General features: G+C 53.2%; 21 protein-coding genes and 1 rRNA gene. 11 read left to right on the forward strand and 11 right to left on the reverse strand.

The annotated features are described in order from the left end of the window. Positions 1-400 precede the first annotated feature (400 nt). Positions 401-655, reverse strand: coding sequence for a hypothetical protein (locus VGK23_02780; GenBank protein ID HEY3419452.1), 255 nt, complete (start codon positions 653-655; stop codon positions 401-403). Positions 656-851: 196 nt separating this feature from the next. Between VGK23_02780 and VGK23_02785 the strand changes: the two genes are divergently transcribed. Continuing rightward, positions 852-1,814 (forward strand): hypothetical protein, encoded by a 963-nt coding sequence (locus VGK23_02785; protein ID HEY3419453.1) that lies wholly within the window; start codon positions 852-854, stop codon positions 1,812-1,814. A 277-nt stretch (positions 1,815-2,091) separates the two neighbouring features. Here VGK23_02785 and VGK23_02790 read toward each other — a convergent pair whose 3' ends face one another. From VGK23_02790 to VGK23_02820, 7 genes are all read right to left on the reverse strand, one after another. Next, positions 2,092-3,852 carry a DUF5591 domain-containing protein gene (locus VGK23_02790; GenBank protein HEY3419454.1) on the reverse strand — a complete coding sequence of 587 codons (1,761 nt, stop codon included), beginning with the start codon at positions 3,850-3,852 and terminating at the stop codon, positions 2,092-2,094. A gap of 68 nt (positions 3,853-3,920) precedes the next feature. Beyond that, positions 3,921-4,280 carry a DsrE family protein gene (locus tag VGK23_02795; protein HEY3419455.1) on the reverse strand — a complete coding sequence of 120 codons (360 nt, stop codon included), beginning with the start codon at positions 4,278-4,280 and terminating at the stop codon, positions 3,921-3,923. Between the two features lie 4 nt (positions 4,281-4,284). Then, the gene (locus VGK23_02800) at positions 4,285-4,641 is read right to left on the reverse strand and encodes a DsrE family protein (GenBank protein ID HEY3419456.1); all 357 of its coding nucleotides are present in this window, start codon (positions 4,639-4,641) and stop codon (positions 4,285-4,287) included. Positions 4,642-4,650: 9 nt separating this feature from the next. Further along, entirely contained in the window at positions 4,651-4,956 is a 306-nt protein-coding gene (locus VGK23_02805; protein ID HEY3419457.1) for a DsrH/TusB family sulfur metabolism protein, read from the reverse strand. 9 nt (positions 4,957-4,965) lie between these two features. Next, complete coding sequence (locus tag VGK23_02810; protein HEY3419458.1) at positions 4,966-5,379, reverse strand: DsrE/DsrF/DrsH-like family protein; 414 nt, start codon at positions 5,377-5,379, stop codon at positions 4,966-4,968. 19 nt (positions 5,380-5,398) lie between these two features. Then, positions 5,399-5,761 (reverse strand): DsrE family protein, encoded by a 363-nt coding sequence (locus VGK23_02815; GenBank protein HEY3419459.1) that lies wholly within the window; start codon positions 5,759-5,761, stop codon positions 5,399-5,401. Continuing rightward, positions 5,758-5,988, reverse strand: coding sequence for a sulfurtransferase TusA family protein (locus VGK23_02820; protein ID HEY3419460.1), 231 nt, complete (start codon positions 5,986-5,988; stop codon positions 5,758-5,760). Before VGK23_02820 ends, VGK23_02815 begins: the two co-directional genes overlap by 4 nt. Before the next feature lie 87 nt (positions 5,989-6,075). Between VGK23_02820 and VGK23_02825 the strand changes: the two genes are divergently transcribed. The 3 genes from VGK23_02825 to pyrI all read left to right on the forward strand — a co-directional run bounded on the left by VGK23_02825 (position 6,076) and on the right by pyrI (position 7,927). Next, positions 6,076-6,474 carry a helix-turn-helix domain-containing protein gene (locus VGK23_02825; GenBank protein HEY3419461.1) on the forward strand — a complete coding sequence of 133 codons (399 nt, stop codon included), beginning with the start codon at positions 6,076-6,078 and terminating at the stop codon, positions 6,472-6,474. Between the two features lie 65 nt (positions 6,475-6,539). Further along, complete coding sequence (gene pyrB, locus VGK23_02830; protein HEY3419462.1) at positions 6,540-7,472, forward strand: aspartate carbamoyltransferase; 933 nt, start codon at positions 6,540-6,542, stop codon at positions 7,470-7,472. Next, the gene (pyrI, locus tag VGK23_02835) at positions 7,469-7,927 is read left to right on the forward strand and encodes an aspartate carbamoyltransferase regulatory subunit (protein ID HEY3419463.1); all 459 of its coding nucleotides are present in this window, start codon (positions 7,469-7,471) and stop codon (positions 7,925-7,927) included. The genes pyrB and pyrI overlap by 4 nt, the downstream gene beginning before the upstream one ends. Before the next feature lie 125 nt (positions 7,928-8,052). On the opposite strand, the gene VGK23_02840 is transcribed toward pyrI, so the two are convergent. Then, positions 8,053-8,445, reverse strand: coding sequence for a hypothetical protein (locus VGK23_02840; protein HEY3419464.1), 393 nt, complete (start codon positions 8,443-8,445; stop codon positions 8,053-8,055). Between the two features lie 153 nt (positions 8,446-8,598). Between VGK23_02840 and VGK23_02845 the strand changes: the two genes are divergently transcribed. The 3 genes from VGK23_02845 (at position 8,599) to VGK23_02855 (ending at position 9,712) form a co-directional block, all read left to right on the forward strand. After that, positions 8,599-9,129 (forward strand): AAA family ATPase, encoded by a 531-nt coding sequence (locus tag VGK23_02845; protein ID HEY3419465.1) that lies wholly within the window; start codon positions 8,599-8,601, stop codon positions 9,127-9,129. Continuing rightward, positions 9,129-9,416 carry a hypothetical protein gene (locus tag VGK23_02850; GenBank protein ID HEY3419466.1) on the forward strand — a complete coding sequence of 96 codons (288 nt, stop codon included), beginning with the start codon at positions 9,129-9,131 and terminating at the stop codon, positions 9,414-9,416. Before VGK23_02845 ends, VGK23_02850 begins: the two co-directional genes overlap by 1 nt. A gap of 140 nt (positions 9,417-9,556) precedes the next feature. Next, a complete protein-coding gene (locus VGK23_02855) occupies positions 9,557-9,712 on the forward strand; it encodes a hypothetical protein (protein ID HEY3419467.1) in 156 nt (51 codons plus the stop codon). A gap of 14 nt (positions 9,713-9,726) precedes the next feature. Here the strand turns inward: VGK23_02855 and VGK23_02860 are convergent, their stop codons facing one another. Next, positions 9,727-10,092: a winged helix-turn-helix domain-containing protein gene (locus tag VGK23_02860; GenBank protein HEY3419468.1), complete on the reverse strand. Its 366-nt coding sequence runs from the start codon at positions 10,090-10,092 to the stop codon at positions 9,727-9,729. Between the two features lie 1,111 nt (positions 10,093-11,203). Next, a complete protein-coding gene (locus VGK23_02865) occupies positions 11,204-11,326 on the reverse strand; it encodes a hypothetical protein (GenBank protein ID HEY3419469.1) in 123 nt (40 codons plus the stop codon). 667 nt (positions 11,327-11,993) lie between these two features. Here VGK23_02865 and VGK23_02870 point away from each other — a divergent pair. The 4 genes from VGK23_02870 to rrf all read left to right on the forward strand — a co-directional run bounded on the left by VGK23_02870 (position 11,994) and on the right by rrf (position 16,665). Continuing rightward, on the forward strand, positions 11,994-15,143 hold the full coding sequence (locus VGK23_02870) for a PKD domain-containing protein (protein HEY3419470.1): 3,150 nt from the start codon (positions 11,994-11,996) through the stop codon (positions 15,141-15,143). A 45-nt stretch (positions 15,144-15,188) separates the two neighbouring features. Then, positions 15,189-15,920, forward strand: coding sequence for a DUF92 domain-containing protein (locus tag VGK23_02875; protein ID HEY3419471.1), 732 nt, complete (start codon positions 15,189-15,191; stop codon positions 15,918-15,920). Between the two features lie 42 nt (positions 15,921-15,962). Beyond that, a complete protein-coding gene (locus VGK23_02880; GenBank protein HEY3419472.1) occupies positions 15,963-16,511 on the forward strand; it encodes a DUF835 domain-containing protein in 549 nt (182 codons plus the stop codon). 33 nt (positions 16,512-16,544) lie between these two features. Then, positions 16,545-16,665 (forward strand): 5S ribosomal RNA (gene rrf / locus VGK23_02885). The last annotated feature ends 8 nt before the right edge of the window (positions 16,666-16,673 follow it).

A 16,673-nucleotide genomic window follows, 5' to 3' on the forward strand; every position in this document is an offset into this window, starting at 1 on the left:
ATCGAGGTGTATTCATTGTAGGAATTGTTCCCTAAATAGAACACCACCATCATCGCCAGGAATGACGCAGCGAAGGCCACTCCAGAAATTGCTTCTTTGACTACTCTTTTCATCCAATCCCCTATCAATAGCTCATTCCAAGATTATTAAAATGTTGAGTGTCTGTGATTCATGCGACCAACCTTTTCTCCTATCCCAAGAAAACGATAGGTCCGATTCTGAGATCATTTGGAGGCAAATGACAACATTTAACAATACTGGACATTGCCCGGAACGAAAAAGGCTGGAATGAACTCGGCCAACCACTACCTAGATTGAAGATTTGTTTAAAGCTGATGGCTCTGGCATCGTTCGATATCGAAACCAGCGCTATCTCCAACCTTCAACCGATGGACCTTAATTAGGATCTTAAGAATTCTTTTAGCTGACTCTCTATCATACCCCAGCTGGCAAGAAGCGGCTTTTCGGTGATGCGGATCAGGAGAATTCCATCGTTCACAATATAGGTCCCAATCAATCTCCCACCCATGATCTTGCCGGAGAACTTGCCCTTGGTCCCATCCCCGATGAAGGAAATCCCATTCTCAGCCGCAATCCTCTTGGCCTGTTTCAGTTTCTCTTCGGGATTCCCCAACAGCTTGATCTGGTATTGCATAAGACAGAGACCATTAATTTCTAATCGATATAATATATTTGTCACGGACCGTTCGCTTCAGGAATCAACACTTCGCAACGATGAGTATTGTATTAGCCATCTCAGAAAACTTACCCCGAATGAGCTAGTTATTTTATCCAATAGGACAATGGTATCCACGGAAGGAATGGCGGCCTGACCGCCGGGGGAAGTCATAATGAACGCTGAAAAGGTATTCTTTACATTGATATTGGTGATCATCCTGATCTCGGGATGGGTAACCGCACTGTTTGTGTATGACAGCATTCAGAACAGTCGGATCATACATCTGGCGGTCAAGGTGGATAGACCTTCCTTTGAGGCTGGAGAGAACGTCACCTTCAAGCTCATCGACAATACCCCGGATATCAAGTTCAACGCGACCGACCCGAACAATTCACCCCAGAGCATTACCATTGGCATGGGTGAGATCAATATCGTGAAGATCCCTGACAATATCGATCTGGATACGGTCGTGGAGGACCTTTCGAACAAGAACGCGATCAACAGGTATTTCCATCCCGAGTTCAATGTGGCGACCATCCATTACGAATATTTCGACAGTAATGAGAAGTCGAAGAACATGAGCTGGGATGGGGCCATAACGGAGTACCGTCCGTTCAACCGGGATTTCTCACCCACTCAGGCGACCAGCGGCTACTATGTGATCGTACCGAATTTCTTGGGCGCGACAGGGCATAGGGTCGAGCTCGATGCACCCCAAGGGGCCATTTTCTATTATCATGGACTTGATGCGAAGTTCAACATCACGAACGATCCCGACCACTCCATCACGGTGCGGCTCTCCCTGGGAGCTCCGCCCGAGGCCATGGGGGTGCTGAAGGTCGAGCTCTTCACCGACTTCCAGTATACTAAATTCCCTATCGGGAACATTTCGAGAACGACAATGCTGGAGCGTGACCACTATCACAACGAAACGCTGGTCCTGACTCCGGGAATGGATACTTTACGGACCATCGTATATGATGTCAGGATTCCAGATCATGGAGAGCGCTTCGGAGATGCTTTCAGTTTCCAAGCCGCAAACTTCGATGCCATGCTCGTCACCTCCTTTGGAAATTATACGTTCGGGACCAGCGGGATCTGGAATGGAGGATGGGAAAACAACTATCAATACTGAGAGAGGCAATTCTCGAGCAGCAAAAATCTAGAAAAGTAAGGGTAAGGCGGGAGAACGGGGCAGAACTCCCGCCTTGGGATGGTTGTTCAGTGTGAGGGATGGGCCGATGCATCCTCCCCTAGTTTGGTTATAGAGCTTCGGACCCCGTGCGCTTTTTGCACACGCCTTCTTGAAACACAGTAGGTGTGCTTCCCTTAAATACCGAAGCACCGGAGGTGAGCGAAAGTAATGGTCGGCAGGAACAATGCTGGATGATGAAAAAGAGGAGCGAAAGTGCCTAAGCGGATTTCCTCTTGTGCCTGATCCGCACCGCCTCACCCTTGGCGCTGTCCGCCATCTCCTCCCCGTTCATCATGGCCACGCCGACCGCCTCGACCTTTCCCTTCCTCATGACGATGGCTTCATCGCCGATCCGTATATCTGGATCGGCACTCTCGACACCGACCGCGAACAGGTTCCCGGTCATCTCGAAGTCCTTCATGTTGACCAGGAACTTGCCCGATGCGGCGATCCTTTCCGCCCCATCGATGGTAAGAGAGATCATTCCTCGGTCCGGGGTCAGCATGCCCATCTGGACCCGGTTCTGCATGAACCGCGAGTAGGGATAGCTGCCAGATACCTCGCAACCCTCGGTGAGCGCCGCGCCCGCCTCTCCGAACTGGAAGATCGCAGATGAACGCATAGAATTGGCTCGATCCACCCCCCGGGGAACGCGAGGATATTCGGCACAGTACTTCTGCAGCACCGCGTAAAGGTTGTCCAGCGCGTCCTTCGAAGTGCAGCTTGCCGTCTTCGTGGTGTCGATGTACTCGTCCAGCACCGGGAGCACGAACTCGCTTTCATCGCCCAGATGGCAGATCACATGTTCGTAGCCGAAGGAGACGATGCGCTTCACCATCTCCTGCACCATGGCCACCTCCTCCCGGTCCCAGTGGCCAGTGACCGGGATGTCGTACTGGGCGGCCGGATAGAACAGTTCCAGCTCCCGGGGCACGGCACCCAACGGCGAGGTTATGATGACCTCGTGGACCACGTCGAAGTTGCTCAAGGAGGTGAGAACGCGCTTGAATGCCTGATGGCTCTTCGAAGAGGAATAGGGCTTCTTGGCCGAGCACGGTATGAGAAGAAGGACCTTCTTGTCCGCCGGCCGGACATACCGTTCCATGATCCGCTTCCGATACCTCAATATATCTGGCCGGGTCAAAGATTCCTTGGCATTGCAGTAGAAGCGGGGACCGATGACCGGGAAATACTTCTCCTGGAAACCATAGTGGTTCTCGTCGAAGATGCGCAAGGCCGAGACCAGCCAGGGAGAGGTATGGATACGCATCTCCACCAGTTCCCTGAGGCGTTGTTTATCGATCATATGACGGACCAGCTGCAGCTCCTTGGCCACATTCTCCAGGCTCAGTCTGAACGCCTCACCTGGCGTCGTCGCCCCGACCCACTTGGAGTCCTTGGCGGATACGGTTCCCTCGGCCGTGCTGACCTCCATCCTGGAGGAACGATACTGAAGCAGGGATGTGTCGGTGAGGTCCACTCCCATGTAGGTCAGGAGGGCCAGGTTGCTCACGTCCATGATGCCGGGCGCAAAGACCAGACGCCTGTGTCCCGCCCCTCCTCTCAAAGCCACCATCGCTGCGGCGAACTGCCTTGCATCCCTTCGGTACTCGAACGCATTACCCAGGACGACGATCTCCGAATCGGATGCCTTGACCTGCTCGGCGATGGACGACGGGCCCCCTCGGACCATCGTGGCTCCTGCCCCCTTGAGACCGCCGAAGTCGAACCGGCCGCCTCTCGTTTGGGACAATGGCGGATAAAAACCGTGGGGGACGAGGATATCTTCGTTGTCAGGCCCTTCTATGGCATGAATACTGTGAGCGTCCCCTTTGTCCGTTAATAAGAGGTCATACCCACTGGGCCACGGCTTGGTCAATTCCCCGGTGTAGACAACGTTGGGAGTGAGCGTCTTGAACGATGACGCGGTCCACCTTGCATTTCGTCCGACACCGGCACGGCCCAGCACCTCGAGCATACCGCTCTGATGCGGCCCCCGGATAAAACGCTTGCTATGATGACAAGAGAGGAAAAACGGAAGGTGTTTCAGAACGTTGTCACCATGTCGTGGTCCGCAATGATCTTCCTGGCCTCTTGCCAGTCTATGGCGGTGACGCTTTCTAGGATAGGAACATCGCCGACCCTCTCCTTCAGGTCCTCCTTCACGCAGTAGACCTTGGCCTCGAAGTCCAGCAGGTCGCCCAGCGAGTCCGCGTTGGAAGGCATCTTCAGCGCCTCGGGCTTCTGCCCGGAGACCGCGTTGAGCGTTCCGTCGCCGACCAGCAGAACGTTGCACTTCGTTATCAGACCGCCCGCCAGCTGGGACAGGGCCAGCCTCGCCCCGGCGAACCCTTCCTCATAGCCGTAGGGCGCCTTCGTTATCAGGACCAGTACGCTCTGTGCCATCTTCTCACCTCGCAATGGTGACCATGCGGTCGCTCTCCGCCACGAACCTGGTCAGGTCGTTCGCAAGACTTCCCTGCTTTCCTCCGGGGATCTCCTCTCCCCGGTTCAGCCCGCGTGCCGCACAGCAGGTGTTGCACACGGCGATCTCCATGCCCTTCTCGACCAGTGCCGATGCCTCATTCCCCACGTTGGGGAAGCGCTTCGGTTCCTGCCCCTTCTTGATCAGCCAAACGCCTTCGCCGTAGCCGAAGATACGGACACCATATCCCTTGTCCATGGCCGCGGCCGCCAACTTCATGGCGACGTTCGTGTCCATGTTCATCATGGTGCCCGTCCTTATCTGGATTGTCAATGTCTTCATCGTCCCCACCTACAAAGTGATGGTCTTGTCGAACCGTTCCATGATCAGCTCGACCGCCTCTGGATATCCGATCTCCTTGAACCCCGACATGGCCTTTCCGCCGAAGCCCTTGGCCTGCAGGTCATCGCACATGACGAAGACCTCCTTTGCGGACCTTAGCAGCCTTGCACCATTCTTTTGGTCCACGGCATAGTAGGCGGCGTCCTCGAACAGGATTGCCGCCCTCTCCTCATCGCCAGCGATCTTGTCGATCATGTCCAGCGATGTGCCGAACTCGTGCGGTGACTTGAACAGCAGGAATAGTATGGAGGCCAAATTCCCACCTTAACCTATGAACAGCGAAATGTCGCCGTCAGCAGCAATGTCCATGAAACCGGCCGCTCCCAATATCTTGACGCCATCGACCATGTCCTCTTTGGTGATCCGCATCAGGGCCATCGTGGTGCTGCAGGCATAGATGTGCACACCCAGATCTATGGCCATCGCCAGCTGCGCCGGGTAGTTCTCTATCCCGACCGCCTTCATCCTTCCCACGAAAACTCCGGTAAACAGGCGCATCATGCCCCCCAGTTTCGGAACCTTGCCCTTCTTCAGGAGGTTCAGGCCGAAGAAGGTGTGGAACACGTGCACCTCCATGCCCATGCTCGCTGCGGTGTTTGCCATCATCATCGACATCATCGCCTTGTCGAATTTGTCCTCGGACACGACGATTATCAGTCTTTTCGCTTTTTCAACCATTTGAATCACCAATATTCGATCAGTAGCTAACGACGTTCTTGGCCTCGCTCATCTCTTTCACGATGGTGGGCGCGTTGACCACCACGGCCCCCTCGATGAGGTCCGAAGCCTCCAGACCCCGCTTCTTCATGCATGGGTTGCACACCAACAACCTTCCTCCGGCCTCCATGTATTGCTCCATCAGCTCCTTGACCGGAGGGAACGAGTGTTCCACCACGTTCTTGGCGAAGCCTTTCTTGGCCATGTATACACCCATGATCTGTAGTAGGATGACCGATTCCAGTCCCGATGATAGCGCTGTGAGTCCGAGCACAAAGGGTATGGTGGCCCGCTCCGGGTCGTCCTCCGAGTGGGTGCTGACGATCAGGAACTTCTCGGTCATGCCAGCCTCTTGATGTAGTAATAGAAGACCCCTTTGTCCTCCTTCATCTCCACAAGCTCGTTGTTCGTCCTCTTGCACCAGGCAGGGACATCCTCCTTGGAGCCTATGTCATCCGATATCATCTCCAGGACCTTTCCCACCGGGAGCTCTTTCATCTTCTTGGCCAGCTTGACTATCGGCATCGGGCACATCAGGCCCTTGCAGTCCAATGTTTCATCTTTCTGCATGTTGGTCCCTTCGGTTTTGCACGGTTGTGCAACAATCTTATATAACTGCGAGTTAATAAGACTTACTGCACAAAGGCAGGTGACAACGTGCTCCCGGAAAAGATGATCAACAGCGTATCTAACTGCAAAGACCTGGTCCAGTGCGCGTTCTCTTTAAACGAGTTCGAGGTCGAGGTATTTAATCGTTTGAGCGATTCGGGAGCGAAAAGAGCAGATGACCTCGCTGAACTCATTGGCAAGGACCGGTCCACGGTCTATCGAGCGTTACAGAAGCTTATGACCTGTGGCATGTGCTTCCGCGAGACAAAGAGCATTGAGCGCGGAGGGTACTATCATGTGTATCGGGCCATCAGCCGGGCAGAGCTGAAACATAAACTGGAACTGTGCGTGGACGATTGGTATGAACGGATGCGGCAGATCATGGCCAAGTTCGGCGAGGGCGCAGACCCCGGCCAGCGAAGTGACTCTTTTGGAGCGGAAGAATAAGTCATAACGTGCCAGCAATTCTGCCAAGGGTAATATATGCCCCGGGGACATACCGATTCGAGACCATGAGCTTCAAAGGTTTGGACATAGTTTCCATCAGGGACCTTAGCCGGGAGCAGATCGATACTGTCCTGGACCTTTCCGAGAGGATGATCCCGTATGCCAAGGGAGAGAAGTTCACCAAGGCCCTGGACGGCCGAATACTGGGGAACCTGTTCTTCGAGCCCTCAACGCGAACCAGGATGTCCTTCGAGTCGGCCATCAGCAGGCTCCATGGACAATCCATCGATATGGGTGTGCCCTCGATGACCTCGATGGTCAAAGGGGAGACGCTGGCAGACACCATCCGCATGGTCGAGTCCTATTCCGATGTCATCGTATTGCGCCACCCTCATGAGGGTGCGGCCCGACTGGCGGCCAGATTCTCCTCGAAACCGGTCATCAACGCGGGGGACGGTGCGGGCCAGCATCCGACCCAGACGCTGCTCGATCTGTTTACCATAAGGCGTTCCAAGAAGTCCATCGACGGGATCAAGGTGGCCATGGTCGGCGACCTGAAGTATGGCCGGACCGTTCATTCGCTGGCAGAGGCACTTACGAAGTTCGGGGCCGAACTGACGTTCGTTGCACCATCGACCCTGCAGATGCCGAAGGAGACCATCAAGCAGGTCGAAAAGGATGGCGGAAAGCCGAAGCTCAGGTCCAAGCTGTCCGAGGTCATCGCAGATGCTGATGTCCTCTACATTACCAGGATCCAGCGCGAGAGGTTCCCGGATGCGGCTGAATACCATAAGGTGGCCGGCACATACCGGGTCGACAATTCATTGCTCCGTGAGGCCAAGAGCGACCTCATCGTCATGCACCCGCTGCCCCGGGTGGATGAGATCGCCCCAGAAGTCGATTCGACCCCTCATGCGAAGTACTTCGAACAGGCGTTCAACGGGGTGCCGGTCAGGATGGCCCTGCTGAACCTGGTCCTCGGAGGTGAGCTGGAATGAAGGAGTTCAAGGTTACACCGATCAGGAACGGGACCGTCATCGATCACATCGATTGCGGCATGGCGCTCAAGGTGCTGAGGATAATCGGCCTAAAGGAGGGCAACGTGCAATCCCCGGTCTCCGTTCTGATGCACGTACCTTCGAAGAAGGCCGGCTGGAAAGATGTGGTAAAGGTAGAGGACCGGGAGCTGGATCCCAGGGATGTGGATAAGATCGCTCTCATCTCGCCCAAGGCCACCATCAACATCATCCGCGACTTCAATGTGGCCGAAAAGCACCATGTCAGGTTGCCAGACATCGTAAGGGGGAAGGCCAAGTGCGGCAACCCGAACTGCATCACCAACCTGAACGAACCGGTGGAGCCGGAGTTCGTAGTGGAATCGAAGAACCCTCCAGTACTGCGTTGCATCTACTGTGACCGGATAGTCGAGGATATCGGGGAGAACCTGCTCTAGTCGACCGAACGCTCCTTGATTCTGGATCAGAGCTCTGACGAACGTCGGAGACTGTATAAAATTGGAAATGGTAGGAGCATCAGATCACAGGCCCCTGAGGATGGAAGAGGTTGAACAGATAAGATTCAACGGAGCCAGACCAGTTCTTCCTTGGTCTTGTTGGCCACGTTCTGTATCCTGGAGAGCATTGTCTCGTCCGGGATATCCCGGTCGCAGGTAATCGCGATCATCAGGCTCTGTGACAGCTCCCAGACGAATATCTTCTTGGTCTTGTACACGCCGATGACGTATTCCAGCTTGTCCTTCTTCGGCTCGACCCGGGAAGATTCGGCAGAGCTGAAGATGACTGAGATCATTGCCGAGAACATCTCTGGCTTGGCCGGCAATCTGGATGGATCTCCGGTGATGATGAGGCCGCTCTTGGATACGACCGAGACGCTCTCGATCTTCTGGTCCTTCCCGAACTCAGCGTTGATTATTTCATCAAGAACATTCTCAACGGATTTTGTTCCCTGCAATCGTTTACCTCCTAAAATTTCCCCTGACCCTATCTCAGTCAGATTAGCATATCCTGTTTGCATTTAATATGTTTCTGTCATTTCTCTAATTTGTGAAATCCGGCATACTGGAGAACTATTATTATCTCAGGTCTTGATTCGGGGATTGACAAAATGGTCCTGATCGTGATCGCGGGAATGCCTGGAGCAGGAAAAGAAGAGTTCGTATCGGTGGCCTTGAAAAGAGGTTTCCAGGTGGTAAGGATGGGAGATGTCGTGAGGGAGTTCGCCTCCATGACCTCAGCAGGCGTCGGCGACAAGGGCATTGGAGGATTTGCCAATGAAGAACGACAGAAATTCGGCTATGATATCTGGGCCAAACGCTGCGTGGATCGGGTCGTTTCCGCACGAACGATAATCGACGGGTCGCGCGGGATCATGGAGCTGAAGGTCTACCAAGACCGTTTTGGGAAGGATATCAAGCTGGTCGCGATCCACTCCTCACCAAACACCAGATATCCAAGGCTCGTCCGCCGTGCCAGGCAGGACGCCCCCAAGAACAAGGAGGAGTTCGATGCGCGGGAGGAGCGGGAACTATCCTGGGGCTTGGGATCGTTGATCGCCCTGGCGGACTCGATGATAGTCAACGAAGGAACATTGGAAGAGTTCAAGTCAAGTTGCGCGAAAGTGCTTGATTCGATCTGATGAGGTTCAAGGTCGTACGGATCTGCGGATCCGAGGCCAACACTGTGCTTCCGGAGGAACGGATCGTGTTCGATCTGAGAAGATCGGCATCGATCCTTAGAGATCTGGGCTATTCGGTCTCTGACCGGGAAGTCATGCTTGTGGCGGTGAAGGACGGGGTCGAGATCTCGGTATATCGTACCGGACGGATGGTGATCCATCCAGCCGAGAAGGAGAAGGCAAGGGAGATGGCTGAAGGACTGTACAATGAGCTGGCATGTTTGAGTGAGAGGGGATGTTTTCAATAGACGATCGTCAATAGGTTTCCAAGATGAAGTTCCGAATTATCCGAATCTGCAAATCCGAGGCGATGTCCGCGGTCCCCCAGACCCCTATACGCTTCGATCTTGATCGATCTTCAGCATCTCTAAGAACCAATGGATACGAGGTGGAAGAGAGTCCCGTCATGATCGTCGCAAAGAAGGACGGGGTCGAGGTGACACTTTACATGAACGGAAGATTGCTTTTGACCCCAGCGACGGATAAGGAAGCGACCCGAGGACTGGCAGAATTATTCTATTCTTTTCTGGTCCGAGAAATCTAGGATGCTCTGGCTTATCAATGATTGGTTTGGTGGTTGGTGGTGGAGGAGCCGCTCTCTGGGTTCAGCTTTAGGTCGAAGCTGCTCTTACCGCCATCCTTGAATTCTGTGGTCAATACCATCCGGCTGTCGTTGATGATCAGCGACATCCGTTCCATGTTGGACGAGTAGGTTCTATTACGTTTGTTGGTCCCTATTCCCTTCAGTAGCCCCAGTTTCTCCAGGTCCTTAATGCGCCTATAGCATTTGACCTGCGGTATCTTTAGTACATCACAGAGCTCTCTCACCCCTCTCGGATTGGTGTATGTAAGAGCTAGGATCTTTGCGGCATCGGCGTCAAGCGCTAATTCCGCAAGGTCAAACCCCACGGCTTTCGATTCCATCAAAGCTATTGAACGGGCGGATTTATATATAGTGATATTCTCGAGATTCTCCCGACTGATAGTGAGAATTGCTCCATTTTTCGATAGGCCAGTATGATAAGGTTCTTTAGCGTCTATCGTAATTCGATGGTTTCGAATCGTGTCAGATTTCCTCTGTATTCATAGGCTCCCAAATTTACAAGAGATAGAATTTGAGAGCGACTATATATGCACCTTCACCCGCCTTTTCCGGCCCACAAGGGATAGTATTGAGCAAACCGTCAGGCGCTACGGCACTAGCTTTGCTTATAGTCGCGCTTCTACTGGCGACTGGTCTCAGCACCAGCTCAGGCTCTAACCCCCTCGGCGCCGTGAAACCCGCTTCTGTAGGCTCACTGGAAAATGTCCTCTCAGGCTCTGTGAACAACACATATAGCCAGGCAAAACAGTTCCAATCTGGAACGGTATTCGATAACCAATCATACAGTATCAACGTCGGTTCTCAGGCCAAGGATTTCGCGGTAGGCGACCTGAATCATGATGGCCTGAGCGATGTGGCGGTGATTAAAAAGCAGCCGAGCGAGATCTGCATTTACAACAGAAGTTCGAACGGAGCTCTTTCCAACATTCCTTGGAAATTGTCAAAGGCCGACATTGTCGACATGCGCAGCATAGCCATAGGCGATATGAACAATGATGGGATGAATGATATCGTTGTGAGCTACAACGATACGGGTGGAGTAGGACACATCGCAATTTTTTATCAATCTGCGAGTTCACCACTCTACAGCCCTTCAACATGTATTCAGTTGAATGTGGATGCGCAACCTTATGACATCGTGATTGGAAAGTTCGGTAGCTCAGTCAATTGCATCGCGGCCATATGTATGGGAAGTCCTTTTGATCAGGACGACTACATCAATATTTGGAGATATCCTTTCTCGAATCCATCGGCCGATTTTTATAGAATATCAATTTCAATTTTTGGGATTCCTGTTTTTACCAAAAGCCAATTTCTTGCAACGGGATTTGTCAATGGTGATGACAGGATGGATTTAGTCGTCGGTAATTTGAGTGGATCAAACGTCTTTGTTGCTATCCAACCAACGACGTGGAAAACCGCCTGGACAACTTACTTGAAAACGGCTTCGGGAGCAGCCTCCGATATCCAGCTTGCCGATGTGACCGGTGACGGCAGGAGCGACCTGATATTCGCCGATTCCACCAGCTCTGGAGGATATTCGAGGGTGCGCATTTATGAAAATGAAGGGACCGGATTTTCGATTAACTCTCAAGTACCCATTAGAACACCTCTTGGACTTGGCACAATTGCAGCCGGCAATCTATCAGGTGACTCCAGCGTTGATCTAGTTGCATTGTCCTATACATTTGCGAATGCCAGCGCCTATCTCCATGATGGATTGGGATTCTATAGCCAATATTCAAACCTCACTTTTCCAGTGGATGTGTCACCGCTAAAGTCTATTGTTGATGATTCCATCGTCGGTCACAGAGGACTGTTCATCCTATGCCAGGGTCCAGCGGGAGGAAACGGATCACTCACCTGGTACTGTGCAAATCCGAAACTATCTGGAAATGCCGATGACAGCATCTTTACTGCCTCCGACAAACCTACAACACTGGCCTTGGATACACTTTCAGATGGAAGAACCATCCTGGCAACGACATTGACGGCTTCAAACAGAATACTACTCCATGACGAGGGATCTGGCCTTTCATGGACATTGATCACCCAGAGTGCACCTGTCGCAGCGGTCTTCGGCAAATTCAGTTCTTCCGGCGAGTATGATCTGGCTGTTCTCAATTCAGTATCCCACACCATCAGTCTTTATCATGAATCTAAACTCTTTACGAGCGCTCAACCGTACGATAATGTCACCATTCCCTCGAATCCGAATAGCTTGTTCGCCAAGAGCCTCAGGGGGAACGGTCTTGACGACCTACTGGTCGGATATGGAAACGGATGTTGCATACTATTCAACACCGGCGGAGGCCATCCATTCAATCAAAGCTCGAACGAGACCGTGGGAAGCACAATAGCAGGAAATCGGACGGCCATCGCCGTCAGCGATTTCAACTTGGATGGCAACCCCAACGACATCGCCCTCGTGAACTCGGCCACCAACATGGTTGAAATCTACCTCAGGAACGCGGCAGGAGGTCCCGGTTCTTATTATTTCCATGATCCGAAGGCCTATCTCAGCGCCGAAAACGATGGCATTATTCAGACTATCATCATGGGTGATTTCGGCGGCCCAACAAAGGATGGCGCAGTAGAGGATGACATAGCAGCCATAACCCAGAATGGTAAGCTTTTGGTCTTCTTTCAGCCAAGCTATGGTTTCAACGATGCGATGCTCAACCCGGAGTTGTCCATCCCATTGAAAGGCAAACCTTCCTCGGTGGCTGTCGGAGACGTGAATGACGACGGCTATTCCGATATCCTGATCGGCTATTCGGATTCGCCACGAATGGCAGCCTACTTGAGGACCGATTCCGGCACCTTCGCCAATATGTTCAACTTCACCACTGGTGCGGCGCCAGCCAACGTGATGGCACAAGATATGAACGGAGACAATCGTACAGACATCATATGTGCCTCGCCTGGAAGTCATTCGATCAGCGTTTGGTTCCAGAACAACCTGGCTCCGCTGGTCTATATCTCTGGGCCCTCACAACAGGACAGAGGACAGGACGCATCGTTCAACGGTACTTTCTGCCTGGATTCGAATTCGGATATTGATACCCTGAACTACACCTGGAGCTTCGGGGATGGATACAGTGGTTATGGTATGGAGGTGACCCACCGCTATCTGAACAACATCACCTATTACGTTTCACTCACCGTCACCGACAGAGGCGGTCTTAGAAATTCCGTCTGTGTTCCGATCAAGATAGTCCAGACCTATCCTTCTGCGAGCTGTACGATCTGGCCTGGTATGCTGTCAGAAGGACTGTGGGTTTCGTTCAACGATACCAGTCGATCATCGACCATTTCCCATTCGGCAATCTCCTCATGGGAATGGGAATTCGATGGCGTGATCACGAACACATCGAAGAATGCAAAGCAGCATTTCGCCGCCGGGGTTCATACAGTCAGATTGTCCGTCACGGACACAGATGGGATTTCCAACTCAACCCCGCTGCATTCGTTCACCGTGAGCGAAGTGGCACCCTCGGCCAGTTTCCAAAGCGCCATCAACAGGGTGGGTTCACCTTCGTACTTCAACAGCACCAGCAGGTTCGCGTGGACCCCTATTGTCGGATATAGATGGGACTTCGGGGACGGCTCATCAAAGGACGGAATGGACACCACTGTTACCCATTCCTATACGATGAAAGGGTGGTACAAGGTCATCCTGAACGTCACCGACGCCCAGGGATTCACCGACGAGGAGGAGCAATGGCTCTTCGTAAAGGCAACGCCGCCGACGGCAACCCTTCAGTTGAACGGCGCGTCCATAGAAGGAGAGGTCACCAAGTTCTCTGTCACCACGACCTCGTTCAACCCGATCGTTACCTGGAACTGGTCATATGACAGCAGCCAGACCTGGCACTTGTATGGAGGTGACCTTGCCGGGGCTTCGTACACCTTCACGGAGTGCGGAACCCAATGGGTTGGCCTCAATGTGACCGAGGAGGATGGCTCTTGGACCCTTACCGGGATGATGTTAGTAGTTCAGGACGTCAATCCTGAGATCATTGGATTCGATGCGTCGAATGGCCGGACGTATCAAATGGATCAGAGTGTCGGCTTCTGGGCTTCGGCCGTTTCCTACAAGCCTATCACGAAATATGAATGGAATTTTGACTCTGAATCTGGAGGGACCTGGGTGGCATCCACCCCGCTCTTGACCAACCACACCACCTGGGTCTTCACGGAGCCAAAGATCTATTACGTGAAGTTGAGGGTCTGGGACGACGACGGTTTCACGGAATATGCCTCCCATCTGGAGGTGCAGGTCAAGAACCTGCCACCAGTGGCGCATTTCAGTTCACAGAACTCGACCGAGCGCAGCGGTGTTGTGCTTTTCGACGCAACGCTTTCTACCGACACCCCCTCGGACGTGGCCTCACTGGCCTATGGGTGGAACTTCGAGGACCAGGGTGGATGGACCAAGTTCTCTACTGATAACCGGGTCATATCGCACGAGTTCGCAAGGGATGGGCGGTACAACATCACCCTGATGGTCAAGGACCAATGGGGCTCCATATCGGCCCTGGCCCAGACCGTGATCTTGGTGGACCGTACCGCTCCCTCAGTGGTCATGGAATCGACCGGAGATAATGCCAGTGCCGGACAGGGCATCGTGGTGAAGGTGAAGGTGTCAGATCCGTATGGCATCAGAAACGTGACATTGATTTATCGGATAAACAACGGAAACGAATCGTTCATCACCATGACCCCCATGAACGAACCGGACACATACTATGGACAGATACCGGCCCAGGTGTCCAACACGAACGTGTCTTACTGCATAATCGCGGTCGACGATAACAACAACCCCTACCTCACCCAGACCTACCAACTCAACATAAAGGCAGCCACATCGCTGGGCATTTCAGCCGATTATCTAGCTTTGCTTACCGCCATCATGGTGATAATCACGGCACTGATCCTGCTGGTCTTCCGGAGCCTGGTCCCGGTTGACGAAGTGTTCATCATATTCCAGGACGGTCAATTGATGGCTCACCAGACCAGGCGCATCAAACCGGGAATGGACGACGATATCCTGGCTTCCATGTTCATCGCCATCCAGATGTTCGTCAAGGATTCATTCAAGGACGAGTCCTCGACCGGGCTCAACCGTCTAGACTTTGGCGAGAAGAAGATCCTGGTGGAAAAGGGAGAATCATTCTATCTGGCCGTCGTTTTGCATTCGAACCGGACCGGGTCTGTCCCTAACCGCATGCGTACGGTCATGGAAGACATTCAAAAGGATTTCGGGCCTTCCCTGAAAGGTTGGAACGGAGATTTGGAGAAGGTCCGGGGGATCAAGGACACGGTCGATCCTTTGGTTAAGCGGAAGGGACTCTTTGGCAACCGATGACGTCCCGAGCAACGGGTTTATATCATCAAACCGTTAAGCCTGGCAATGTCGGTCATCGAGAACCTGGCGATAGTCCTGGCCCTTTGCGCTCTCCTGTCGCTCATCTCCTATAAATTCGGGCTGTTGACGGCCAGCGGCAGTGCCGCATCGTTCGTCATGGGAGTGGTCATCGGTGTCTTCGGCTCGATAAACTGGCTGATAATGCTTATAGCGTTTGCGGTGGCCGGCTTCGTGGTGACCAAGTACAAGATCGACATCAAGACGAAGAACGGCCTGCAGGAGGGGAAGAAAGGGGAAAGGACATACAAGAACGTCTTCGCCAACGCCTTCGTGCCGGCCCTGATAGCCGTGATCTCTTATGCGGCCGGAATGCAGAACCAGCCCCTTGCAGTCCTCGCATATCTCTGTTCCATCAGCGTGGCCGCTGCTGACACGATCGCCAGCGAACTGGGCGTTCTGAGTCCCCATGTCCGGCTGATCACAAATTTCAAGAAAGTGCCCGCGGGCACAGACGGAGGGGTTTCAGTCTATGGCACGTTCTGGGCCATCATGGCATCGGTCTTCGTTTCACTGGCCGGCTGGGTGGTCCTTTTCCCGGAGACGGCCATCGACGGAAGGGTGTTCGTGCCGATCGTCATGGGCGTCTTCGGATGTATGGTCGATTCGGTCATCGGGGCCACGTTCGAGACCTGGAAGATGGTGGACAAGCTAGGCAACAATGTCTCATCCATGGCCATCGGAACGGTCGTCGGGGTCTTGCTCCTCCAGTTCTTCTAAAGGTGGGCCATTGATTATCTATCCGGTACCGCGATGTCCGATATGCAGGAGAGGTTTAGATTGCAGCTAGAGGTCAGGCCAGGCGTGCTCTATTTCCTCAAGGGAAAGGAGGAAGGTCGGGTTCGTGAGGTGGTAACTGGCCTAAGATCGGCAGGTTACCGTGTGCTTGTGGTCTCGTCCCGGGATCCGGCGACCGTGAAGAATGACATGGAGACCCCAACCGATTGCATCCTGACCCTCACCGAATCGGTAGGACAGCACTCGGTCGACCCACAGAACCTGATGGTCCTTACGGACACCATCATCAAGTTCATCGAACAGGAAAAGCCATCAGCGTTCCTTATCGAGGACCTAGGGTTGCTGAAGCAGAAGAACGAGTTCCCCAAGGTACTGCGAATGATCGAGTTTGTCTACGAGTCATTGGCCTTGAACCGCGCCATCGGCCTCACTTTGATAGATCCACAGCACTGGGACGAAAGGGAGATGGCGTTCCTGGGGAAGGAAGGCAAGATCGTGGAGGAGAAGGATCGGCTGGACATCAGGTCACTGCGGCCTCATACCGCAAAGAACACACTATCCCAGAATGTTTAAATATGACCGTTTGCTTCGGTGGATTAAGAATGGTATGACGGCCAAAGAGGCGGGGATACGCCTGGTCTCATCCGAACCCAGAAGCTAAGCCTGCCGTCGTTCGGCGCTGTACTGTGGTGCGCGAGCCCACGGGAACCTTCGAAAGCTGTCAGCCATTCTTAT

Source organism: Methanomassiliicoccales archaeon (assembly GCA_036504055.1).
Taxonomy (GTDB): Archaea; Thermoplasmatota; Thermoplasmata; order Methanomassiliicoccales; family UBA472; genus DASXVU01.

What these genes read in the sequence shown, in the direction of transcription:
- VGK23_02780 (HEY3419452.1), bottom strand. Translation starts at nt 655, where the DNA reads ATGCAATACCAGATCAAGCTGTTGGGGAATCCCGAAGAGAAACTGAAA.
- VGK23_02785 (HEY3419453.1), top strand. Translation starts at nt 852, where the DNA reads ATGAACGCTGAAAAGGTATTCTTTACATTGATATTGGTGATCATCCTG.
- VGK23_02790 (HEY3419454.1), bottom strand. Translation starts at nt 3,852, where the DNA reads ATGCTCGAGGTGCTGGGCCGTGCCGGTGTCGGACGAAATGCAAGGTGG.
- VGK23_02795 (HEY3419455.1), bottom strand. Translation starts at nt 4,280, where the DNA reads ATGGCACAGAGCGTACTGGTCCTGATAACGAAGGCGCCCTACGGCTAT.
- VGK23_02800 (HEY3419456.1), bottom strand. Translation starts at nt 4,641, where the DNA reads ATGAAGACATTGACAATCCAGATAAGGACGGGCACCATGATGAACATG.
- VGK23_02810 (HEY3419458.1), bottom strand. Translation starts at nt 5,379, where the DNA reads ATGGTTGAAAAAGCGAAAAGACTGATAATCGTCGTGTCCGAGGACAAA.
- VGK23_02815 (HEY3419459.1), bottom strand. Translation starts at nt 5,761, where the DNA reads ATGACCGAGAAGTTCCTGATCGTCAGCACCCACTCGGAGGACGACCCG.
- VGK23_02820 (HEY3419460.1), bottom strand. Translation starts at nt 5,988, where the DNA reads ATGCAGAAAGATGAAACATTGGACTGCAAGGGCCTGATGTGCCCGATG.
- pyrB (HEY3419462.1), top strand. Translation starts at nt 6,540, where the DNA reads ATGAGCTTCAAAGGTTTGGACATAGTTTCCATCAGGGACCTTAGCCGG.
- pyrI (HEY3419463.1), top strand. Translation starts at nt 7,469, where the DNA reads ATGAAGGAGTTCAAGGTTACACCGATCAGGAACGGGACCGTCATCGAT.
- VGK23_02845 (HEY3419465.1), top strand. Translation starts at nt 8,599, where the DNA reads ATGGTCCTGATCGTGATCGCGGGAATGCCTGGAGCAGGAAAAGAAGAG.
- VGK23_02850 (HEY3419466.1), top strand. Translation starts at nt 9,129, where the DNA reads ATGAGGTTCAAGGTCGTACGGATCTGCGGATCCGAGGCCAACACTGTG.
- VGK23_02860 (HEY3419468.1), bottom strand. Translation starts at nt 10,092, where the DNA reads ATGGAATCGAAAGCCGTGGGGTTTGACCTTGCGGAATTAGCGCTTGAC.
- VGK23_02865 (HEY3419469.1), bottom strand. Translation starts at nt 11,326, where the DNA reads ATGCGCACCCTCGAATATCCTCCAGAGCTGGTGGAATCGGCGAATATC.
- VGK23_02875 (HEY3419471.1), top strand. Translation starts at nt 15,189, where the DNA reads ATGTCGGTCATCGAGAACCTGGCGATAGTCCTGGCCCTTTGCGCTCTC.
- VGK23_02880 (HEY3419472.1), top strand. Translation starts at nt 15,963, where the DNA reads ATGCAGGAGAGGTTTAGATTGCAGCTAGAGGTCAGGCCAGGCGTGCTC.